Genomic DNA, 2,462 nt, shown 5'->3' on the forward strand with positions numbered 1-2,462 from the left:
GATTTGCAATAAGCATTGTCCAGATTTCATATGTGACTTTTACAAAATCATCATTGAGCTTTATGTGGTCATTTACGATAGGACATTTGTATGGAAATTCGCTTTCATCAAAAATCAGATGGAACTCTCCCTTTTTGTCAAGATGGGGAATCAGAGGAAATGTTCTGCATTGGATTGGCCTTATGGATCTGTCGCATTTCGGAGGATTTACGCATTTAACCAGATAAATCTGACCCTTCCATGAGTGAGGATATTTGATTTCGGATGAATCCATATAGTAAAGTTCAAATTCCTCACTGTCCTCATACATCAGCTCTTCGCCAGGAAGCAGGTAAAGTGCAAGCTCCTCATTTCTGTAGTCTTCGGCATCATATACGCAGCAGACTTCCCCGCAAAGCTTTCCGCAGTCAAAGTCAACGGGAGTTACCTTATCGAGTCTGTCATATATCTTCTGAATTGACTTTTTCATCTCTTGGGCTGTAATTTCCATATCAATCATCAGCTAATTTTTCAAGCTCGTCACCTGTAAGGTGAAACACGTTCCAGTCTTTCTGTTGTGCGCCTAAAGAAAGGTAAAAGTCTATGCTTGGCTGGTTCCATGAAAGACAAGTCCACTCAAAGCGGCCATAACCTCTTTCAACAACGATTTTAGCCAGTTTTTTAAGCAATGCCTTGCCGTATCCCTTGCCTCTGTATTCCGGATCAATGAACAGGTCCTCAAGATGCAGATTGACATTGCTTATATATGTTGAAAAGCTTAAGAAAAATAGTGCAAAACCGATTACCTTATCGTCTTCAAGTGCAAATATTACTTCGGCCTGCTTTTTGTCAAAAATCCATTTCTTCAGGGATTCTTCTGTTGCAATAACTTCATCCAATCTGTTTTCGTAATCCGCAAGCTTTCTGATATACTCCAAAATCAAGCCAACATCATCTTCACTTGCGTTTTTAAAGGTTAACTGTGACATGGATTTATTTATGTGTTAAGTGTTTTTTAAATATTCACATCGAATTGGGGTGTTTCCACAATCTTCGGCAGTTTTCCTACAGTTCCTATATTTTCATCGGATATTATCAGAACGCCTTTGAAAAATTCCTTGAACTCTTCTGCAGTTTCAAGGGCATTGGATACTCTGCTTTCAGATGTGTTGCCTGTCACGCTGTTTGCAATTCTTGTTGCAAGTCCGTCAGCTGTTGACGGGCTGTCGGCTATTACTGTTACGCTGTCTGATTGCCCGAAGCTTATTGAATGGCCGATTTTACCTGAAGATGTGCAGATTCCAAGGGGTTTTTTCCGGGCACTGATTTCAAATCCGATTCTGTTTCCAAGAACTTCATTGTTGGAATATATTCCGCATATTACCTTTTCATCATTTATCATTGCTATATCGCCGCCGTTTTCAACAATGGAATACTTTGAATCGTTTTCAATAAGGTATTTCACGGACAGCTCGGATATTGTTCCGGCAACACATGCCATGGGTCCGACGTCGGCTTTTATGGATGATTCATGCATGGTCCTTACAATCAAATCCAGGTTTTCATCAACGATTTTCAAGGGTTCTAAAGAAATCCTGAAATCGGGATTTCTCAGGATATAATTTTTCAGGTCATATCTGATTTTATAGATGTATCTTTTAAGGTCATGGTTTTTCAAATCAGTTCTTAGTCTGATATGTGTTTCCTCCAAATCAATCTCTTGAAAATACATATTTTAAAATTAAAAAGCATTATTATAAATATTTTTCTAATTGAAAAGTTTAATTAGGATTGCTTTTAAAAATAATATTATGTTCAGAAAGATGAGACGTCACAAACAGCAGCTGTCCCTGGAGGAATGTGAAGAGATACTGGCCAATGAGCCAAGAGGAGTACTTGCACTTCTTGGAGATGAGGACTATACATATGCAATTCCGATGACTCACGTATATGTTGACGACAAGATATATTTCCACGGTGCCAAAACAGGCCATAAAAATGATGCCGTCAAAAAGCACTCAAAAATATCATATTGCGTGTTGAATGAGGGAGTTTTGAACGATGACGGTTGGTCATATACCTTCAAAAGTGTTATTGTTTTTGGAAAAATCAGAACTCTTGATGACCGGGATGAAAAAATTGAAAAACTGACTCATTTGGGGGATAAGTTTTTCCCGACCCATGATGAAACAGTAAAAGAAATCGACAGGCTTCTGGATGTTACTGAAGTATTCGAGATAACGCCTGATCATATCACAGGTAAAATTGTCGAGGAAAACTGAATTTTTAACTGTTTTTATTAAATTATTAATTTTTTTAACATTATTGTGCAAGAATTCTCCGGCTTCTTTAAGCTGGAGATGAATTGCACTTTATGGATATGAAATTATTTTTTTTTGGGTTAATTATTTTTTAAATATTACTTATCAAATGCTCTTGGAAAAACTCTATGTATTAAATATGATATATATTTGTGTATAGAG

4 protein-coding genes are annotated in these 2,462 nt (G+C 37.1%); 1 reads left to right on the forward strand and 3 read right to left on the reverse strand.

The features are described 5' to 3' along the window. From ACKI2P_RS03690 to ACKI2P_RS03700, 3 genes are all read right to left on the reverse strand, one after another. Window positions 1-499 (reverse strand): hypothetical protein (locus ACKI2P_RS03690; protein ID WP_407375125.1); only part of this gene is annotated, 499 nt, incomplete at its 3' end. Next, window positions 492-968, reverse strand: coding sequence for a GNAT family N-acetyltransferase (locus ACKI2P_RS03695; RefSeq protein ID WP_407375126.1), 477 nt, complete (start codon window positions 966-968; stop codon window positions 492-494). The genes ACKI2P_RS03695 and ACKI2P_RS03690, both read right to left, overlap by 8 nt. Before the next feature lie 26 nt (window positions 969-994). Further along, window positions 995-1,711, reverse strand: coding sequence for a UPF0280 family protein (locus ACKI2P_RS03700; protein WP_407375128.1), 717 nt, complete (start codon window positions 1,709-1,711; stop codon window positions 995-997). Window positions 1,712-1,790: 79 nt separating this feature from the next. Here ACKI2P_RS03700 and ACKI2P_RS03705 point away from each other — a divergent pair, with 79 nt between their 5' ends. After that, complete coding sequence (locus ACKI2P_RS03705) at window positions 1,791-2,261, forward strand: pyridoxamine 5'-phosphate oxidase family protein (protein WP_407375129.1); 471 nt, start codon at window positions 1,791-1,793, stop codon at window positions 2,259-2,261. Window positions 2,262-2,462: the final 201 nt, after the last annotated feature.

It is taken from the genome of Methanobrevibacter sp. (genome assembly GCF_045541095.1).
GTDB lineage: Archaea > Methanobacteriota > Methanobacteria > Methanobacteriales > Methanobacteriaceae > Methanocatella.

Bases quoted from the DNA above. Each gene is read 5' to 3' on its own strand.
- ACKI2P_RS03700 (WP_407375128.1), bottom strand. From the start codon at position 1,711: ATGTATTTTCAAGAGATTGATTTGGAGGAAACACATATCAGACTAAGA.
- ACKI2P_RS03705 (WP_407375129.1), top strand. From the start codon at position 1,791: ATGTTCAGAAAGATGAGACGTCACAAACAGCAGCTGTCCCTGGAGGAA.
- ACKI2P_RS03695 (WP_407375126.1), bottom strand. From the start codon at position 968: ATGTCACAGTTAACCTTTAAAAACGCAAGTGAAGATGATGTTGGCTTG.